This window comes from Eubacterium sp. BL-380-WT-2B (assembly GCF_009696115.1).
GTDB lineage: Bacteria > Bacillota > Clostridia > Eubacteriales > Eubacteriaceae > Eubacterium > Eubacterium callanderi.
Genome location: NZ_VUMP01000019.1, coordinates 1 through 5909 on the forward strand (window position 1 = coordinate 1; position 5909 = coordinate 5909).

The 5909-nt window shown below is 49.0% G+C and carries 7 protein-coding genes; all 7 read right to left on the bottom strand.

The features are described from left to right. Positions 1-173: 173 nt before the first annotated feature. Positions 174-1625 (bottom strand): hypothetical protein, encoded by a 1452-nt coding sequence (locus tag FYJ53_RS20945; RefSeq protein ID WP_207709054.1) that lies wholly within the window; start codon positions 1623-1625, stop codon positions 174-176. 415 nt (positions 1626-2040) lie between these two features. Next, complete coding sequence (locus tag FYJ53_RS20950) at positions 2041-3288, bottom strand: plasmid recombination protein (RefSeq protein WP_015517767.1); 1248 nt, start codon at positions 3286-3288, stop codon at positions 2041-2043. Between the two features lie 156 nt (positions 3289-3444). After that, complete coding sequence (locus tag FYJ53_RS20955; protein WP_154557778.1) at positions 3445-3594, bottom strand: hypothetical protein; 150 nt, start codon at positions 3592-3594, stop codon at positions 3445-3447. Positions 3595-3733: 139 nt separating this feature from the next. Beyond that, positions 3734-4555 (bottom strand): RNA methyltransferase, encoded by an 822-nt coding sequence (locus tag FYJ53_RS20960; protein ID WP_167840468.1) that lies wholly within the window; start codon positions 4553-4555, stop codon positions 3734-3736. A 91-nt stretch (positions 4556-4646) separates the two neighbouring features. Next, the gene (locus FYJ53_RS20965) at positions 4647-5129 is read right to left on the bottom strand and encodes a hypothetical protein (protein ID WP_154557780.1); all 483 of its coding nucleotides are present in this window, start codon (positions 5127-5129) and stop codon (positions 4647-4649) included. 33 nt (positions 5130-5162) lie between these two features. Further along, positions 5163-5441 carry a type II toxin-antitoxin system YafQ family toxin gene (locus FYJ53_RS20970; protein ID WP_021632616.1) on the bottom strand — a complete coding sequence of 93 codons (279 nt, stop codon included), beginning with the start codon at positions 5439-5441 and terminating at the stop codon, positions 5163-5165. Then, positions 5434-5700 carry a type II toxin-antitoxin system RelB/DinJ family antitoxin gene (locus FYJ53_RS20975; RefSeq protein WP_033119556.1) on the bottom strand — a complete coding sequence of 89 codons (267 nt, stop codon included), beginning with the start codon at positions 5698-5700 and terminating at the stop codon, positions 5434-5436. The genes FYJ53_RS20970 and FYJ53_RS20975 overlap by 8 nt, the downstream gene beginning before the upstream one ends. Positions 5701-5909 lie beyond the last annotated feature (209 nt).

A 5909-nucleotide genomic window follows, 5' to 3' on the forward strand; every position in this document is an offset into this window, starting at 1 on the left:
GTTTTTTTGCAACTTTTCTATGAACAGTGCTTTCTATATGCTAACACCGCAGCGTGTACATTTAGGGGGTGAAAAAGCCTTATTTCGCGCGGTTTTCAAGCCTCGTTTTCGGTGGGGTAATATAAAAACCCTTACCCGCCCCGAAAACGCCTTGTAGGGCGTTTCTGGGGCGTTTACAGCCCTTTCTTAAATTCCTCCACCAACAGATCGCTCAAAGCCTGTGATGGGCGTATTTTGACCGTTATATGCCCCTCCGGTACGGTGTCCCACCATTTGCGGATCGTTTTCGGATCAAGTCCGGTGTCCCTATGACAATCGGCCTTGCGTCCCTCTGGATGCTCCTGCCGCCACGCATAGACTTGCGCTTTCTTTTCTTCTGCCCCTTTTCTTCTCCATGTGCCGCCAGGATAATCCACTTCCTGCACCGCCCTTGCTCTTTTCAAATGCTCTTTCTGTGATCTACAATTCCTCTTGTTGCGCTCGATGCGAACATCGGTCAGAGCTTCAATATCGGAAATCGTGAAATTGTAATACTCCTTGTCGTAGGCTTCCAGCGCACTCCGTATATCTTCCTCGGTCAATGCGTTCTCATGCTTCACCATCTGCAGATCATCAAAAGCCTCTTTCATATCCTGCCGGAGCTGCTGCTTCGACACACCGCATTTGTAAGCATAGATAGCAAGGCACATCAAAAAGAAATACCGATGCCCGCCCTTTATCTCTCCGATCTGCCGCAGCCACCAATGGTAGAGCGCATACGGATCATCACCATGCACCTTTCCGGCAATATCCCACTTCTTGCGTCCTTTCTCGCCTCTCACAACAACACGCTCATACCACTCCGGATATGCCTCCCTCGCCTCAGCTCGTGTCATTTTGGATGGGCTGAAAGGCTTATTGACATCCACCCTGTTTTCTGGCTTTGCGTAGGCGTTCAGATAATCCAGCGTTACCCGTTCTCCGGTACGGAAAGCGACCAGCTCCGTCCCATGCTTGTCATTGATGCTGCCCACCATGCGGAAGCTCTGATTGATGGATTGATACTGGATCGCCTTGACCTGCGAAGTGCTGCCATACTCCCATAGCCGGAAAGTGAGGTCATATTTCAGACTTTTAAGCTGAATTTTTATATTCGGGTATAGGTCAATCGGCTGCTGGAAAACATAGTAGATATGCAGCCCTGTCCCCGACAGAACAAGGAAAGTCGGCATCGGCAACCGGCGCACTCGCTCCGGATCGCCGCCAAAGCGCAGAAAGAGGTTGCGCAGCTCGGCAAGACCTACGCCATCCAGATCGAAGATCAGAGCATACATCCGCTGGGCGTTCTCCAGCCTGTTCTCCTTTCTGCGATATGCAAGACCGCTGCACAAAGTAAGGCTGTTCCCCTCGACAAACTCCATGTAATCCTGTTCCCATGTGTCGTTATACATCTTCCTGCGCCGGAGCTTCTTATCCTCGCTCTGTTCGTCCCGATACAGATACACAGCGTTCGGATGGGAAAAATCCGTGTGCCGTTCTCCGGAGTTCTCATTGTCCGGAAACAGCTCTTTATAAAACTCATAGCCTCCGACCTCCGGATATTGTGCGCTCAAATACTCGTAGCAGCCTCGATAATTCTCGGTCATATTACCACCTCACAAAAGAAAAAGTACCAAAAAGAAAATCCGCTGCGGCGGGGATCGCCTGCGGGCGGGAAGGGGGAAAAGGGGGAGCAAAAGAGCGGCGGCTACGCCGCCTTAAAGAGAAAGTCACCTCCCCCTTTTCCCCCTCGCTGCGGGGCATTGAAAGTGCCGCCACTATGGAAAACCCGATGGGTTTACCACAGTGGCTTGGAAAACCTCTAACGAGGTTTACCACACTTCCAACACCCCTCCGCTCACCCCCCTTTTCCCCTCCGACTTTCTCCCTTTCAGAGAGAAAAAATATAGGTTGGGAGTACCCTTACAGGGGGCTTAGATTATCAATACAGCAATTCCCTATTTTCAGTTGTTATTATAGCCTGTCCGAAAGAGATTTTCAAGCCCTCCGGACAGGCTTCTTTTACAGCTCCATGCCGCCCATCCCTCGCTGGTGCTGCTGTTGCTCCTGCTGCTGTCCAATCTCCGGATCGGGCAGCAGCTCCCTCGCCTTTTCAAGCAGAGGACGCAGACGCTCCGGCAAGTGTTCTTCCAAGAAGTCCAGCATCCGACCGATGCCGTCCGTCAGACGCTCGGTGAAGCTGCGTTCCTCCTGCAGCTCGGATTGCAGATAATAGTTTTCATCGCGCAGCCTCCGGTTTTCCTGTTCAAGCCTCTGCTGCCGCTGCGCTTCTTCCAGCCGCTTCTTCATGGACGGCACCTGTGACCGCAGACGGGTGTTTTCCTCCGTCAGCTCCTGTACCTTGTGCCGATCCGTCACGCTGCGCAGTGCCATTTTCTTTAGCTGCTCGACCTGATCCACCGTCACGCCCTTTACTGCCCCTGTGAGCGTCTTTTCCGGCTGAATATCATGCAGGGGTGCATTTACCCTGTCAGCCTCCTTTAAGAGCCGCACAGTGCCTTTCAGAGCGTCCCGCTGCCGTTCCAGCTCAGCAACCTCCCGCTCTACTGCCGCTGTCTGCTGCTGCACCGCTTCCAGCCTCGCAGCCGCTTCCTTGAACTGCGGCAAGTCCATGTGCGGTCTGTTCGTGCCGAGAGAGATAATTTCAAAATCGTGCCGCTGGGCGATCTCCGTCAGAGCTTCTTTCTCCCGTTCCATCCACGCCGCCCATTCGGTCTGCTTTCTGCCGACACCGACAAACCCCTGCTGCTTCAATGCCTGTTTCATAGATACCCTTGTAGAAAGTCCTCTTGACTGCTCCGTTGCCACAGGGATAAAATCGACATGGAGATGGGGCGTTGCCTCGTCCATGTGCAGCACCATATTGAACACCCGCAGATGGGGGTTGCGTTCTGCAAAAGACTCCGCAAAATCTTTCAGAGCTGCCGCCGCCCGTTCTCCGTCCGGCGTACCGCACCCACAGTCGCTCATGTTGCCGATCTGGAAGATCGCTTCATGGAACAGCTTTTCCTGTTTACTCTGCCGGATATGCTCATAGTAGTCCGGTATCTTATCTCTCGTTTTGGTTTTCTTTGCGTTGTAGGCTGCGAGAGCTTCATCAAAGACCATATGATAGACCTGCTTCAGATCCTCGTTGCAGAAAACAATGTTCTGCTCCGTCCGGCTCCGGTCTACATTCGCCGCTGAGAAGCTGCGGTTGTTGTGCCGGATGCTCCCTGCACCTGTCATACCCGAAATCGTAACTCCCATAAAATCGCCCCCTTTCCGCTTATTCTTCCGTCCTCTATTTTATCATAAATTTCCGCTAAAAACAACCTCTTTGTTACTTTCTGGTGAGAAAGTAACGCAAAAGCACTTTCACACCGCCACCCCATCGGTGCAGCGGTGTGAAAGTGCTTTGCGCCCCTAAAGGGGAGGGGTTGCCGGAGCTGCTTCACTGCCGGCTCGTGCCTGCTGCTCTACCAGCTCCGGAGGGGCGCTGCCCCTGCCGTCTGCGGACGGCTCCCCGACCTTCATCCCACCGATAAACTGGAAGTTGTAATTATGCTTTACCATAAGCTTTATCAAGTATGAGATTATGATGTTTGCACGCAAGGGCGTAATGGTTGTAGAAATGCAAAAAAGGAGCGTGAGTTTTGGACTCACACTCCCCGATAAATGGAAATATTCCATTGCAAAAATAAACTGATAGAATTTACTTTATGCCCCTTTGCCTTGTGATTTCGTACATCAGAATTGAAGCAGCACAGCTTACATTGAACGAAGATGCGTATGATTTTTCTGACATTGGAATAGTACAAAGCAGGTCGCAATATTCTTTATATGCTTTGTTCAGTCCCATAGTTTCATTGCCCATCATTAGCATTAGAGGAACTGTAAGGTCAGCTGAATAAATCGGATTTTGCTTGTGTGCGGTAGTTCCGACAGTAAGGAAATTCGGATACTGTTCTTTCAATTTGTTTAGATACATAAAGAGATCGTTATTGTCAGCGATTCGTATAACGGGCATATTGAAAAAAGAACCCATAGCAGAAACAACTACATCAGGATCATAAAGGTCTATGGAATGTCCTGTAATGATAAGCATATCTGCTCCGAGTGCATCACAAGAGCGTATCATTGTACCGAGATTGCCTTTGTTTGACGGTCTGTCAAATAATACTATAAAAGGATTTTCGGAAAGCGGCACGTTCTCAAGCTTGTCCTCACGCATTTCAATGATAGCCATTAACTCAGACGTATCATCTTTATTGCTGAGGTCATTCATAAGCTCAGCTGTAAGACAAAAATTCTCATCTGTTTTAACATTTGCAATCATTTCCTTTGCCCAGCCGGATAAATTGTTTCTGTCATAAATAAAAGATTTTATATTCCATTTGTTCTTTACAGCTTCATTAAGGCTTCTGACACCTTCAACTAAGAACTCGTTATATCTGTACCTTTTATTTCTGTTAGTCTTAAGCACTTCAAATTTCTGATATGTGCTGTTTTTGCTGAATACTTTTGTTTCACGCATAGTGTATCCTTTTTCCTGACGGAAAAAGTCCTCCCTTCGATTTTTATAATTTCGGGGTGGGTGTAAAGCCATTTCCGATTTGTCGTTCTGTTTAGTCCCCAAAGAACCTACTAAACCAGCTACGCTTTTGAACCGGTTCTGTCTCACGCTCCGGCTGATCGGCTCCGGACTTGCCGGAAAGAAGCTGCTGATGCATTGTCCCAGCATGGAGAGCCTGGGCCGCTGCCGCAGTCTGCTGTGCCGTCACCAACGCCGAGCTGACCTCCGCCAACCTTGCGTTCAGTTCCTCGATCTGCTTGTCCTTTACAGCAAGTTGCTCGCTTTTCCGGTCTAATTCTCCCTGCAGCATAGCGATCAAAGTGGTTTCGCAAGTTTCGCAACTTGCTTTCGCCTGTTGCGAAACTTGCTTTCGTTCAACACCTAAATAATGCTGATATATGGAGGTTTTTTGACTTTCGCTGATTGCGAAACTTCCTTTCGCATCTTTCGCAACATGGTTTCGCCTACACCATGCACGAACTGCCTGTTCCGACACGCCACATTCTATTGCAATTTCCGTTATTACACCCGCCAAATATCATCACCACTCTTTCATCCGGAGTTAATCTCAAAACAAATCGCTATGAGATCCCGTCCTTATCAATTTCAAAATCAAAGTCTGCCGAACAACTTTATAGACCAACAGCCAGTCCGGCTCGATGTGACATTCTCTCATGTCCTTATAATTTCTGGAATTAGTGAGAGCATGATCTCGATACGCCTCCGGCAACGGCTGCTCGTTACACAACAGCGTGATCACTTCCTCCAACTTCTTCGGATCGCAGCCTCTCTTGATCGCAAGCTTGTAATCTCGTTTGAACTGCCCCGAAAACTCCGGCTTAAGCATTCAGCGCCTCCATCAGATCTGCAACGCTATCAAACGGACCATACATATCCTCTCCCTTTTCTGCCGCCTCCATCGCCGCATAGGTAACAGCATTCGGCTCGTCAACCTTGACTTCAAAGGGAAGTCCATGACACCTAAGTGCCTGTCGATAAAAAATACCCGTTGCCGTACTCAAATCCATTCCGAGGGACTTAAAGAGAGCTGCCGCCTGTGCTTTCAGCTCCGGCTCCATTCTTATCGTCATATTTCCTTTAGCCATAATAGCACTCCTTTCCTCGTCATTTTTAGCTTGCACTAATATTATATTCAATATTCGTGACATTTGCAAGTGCATTGCAAATGTTTTTTTGCAACTTTTCTATGAACAGTGCTTTCTATATGCTAACACCGCAGCGTGTACATTTAGGGGGTGAAAAAGCCTTATTTCGCGCGGTTTTCAAGCCTCGTTTTCGGTGGGGTAATATAAAA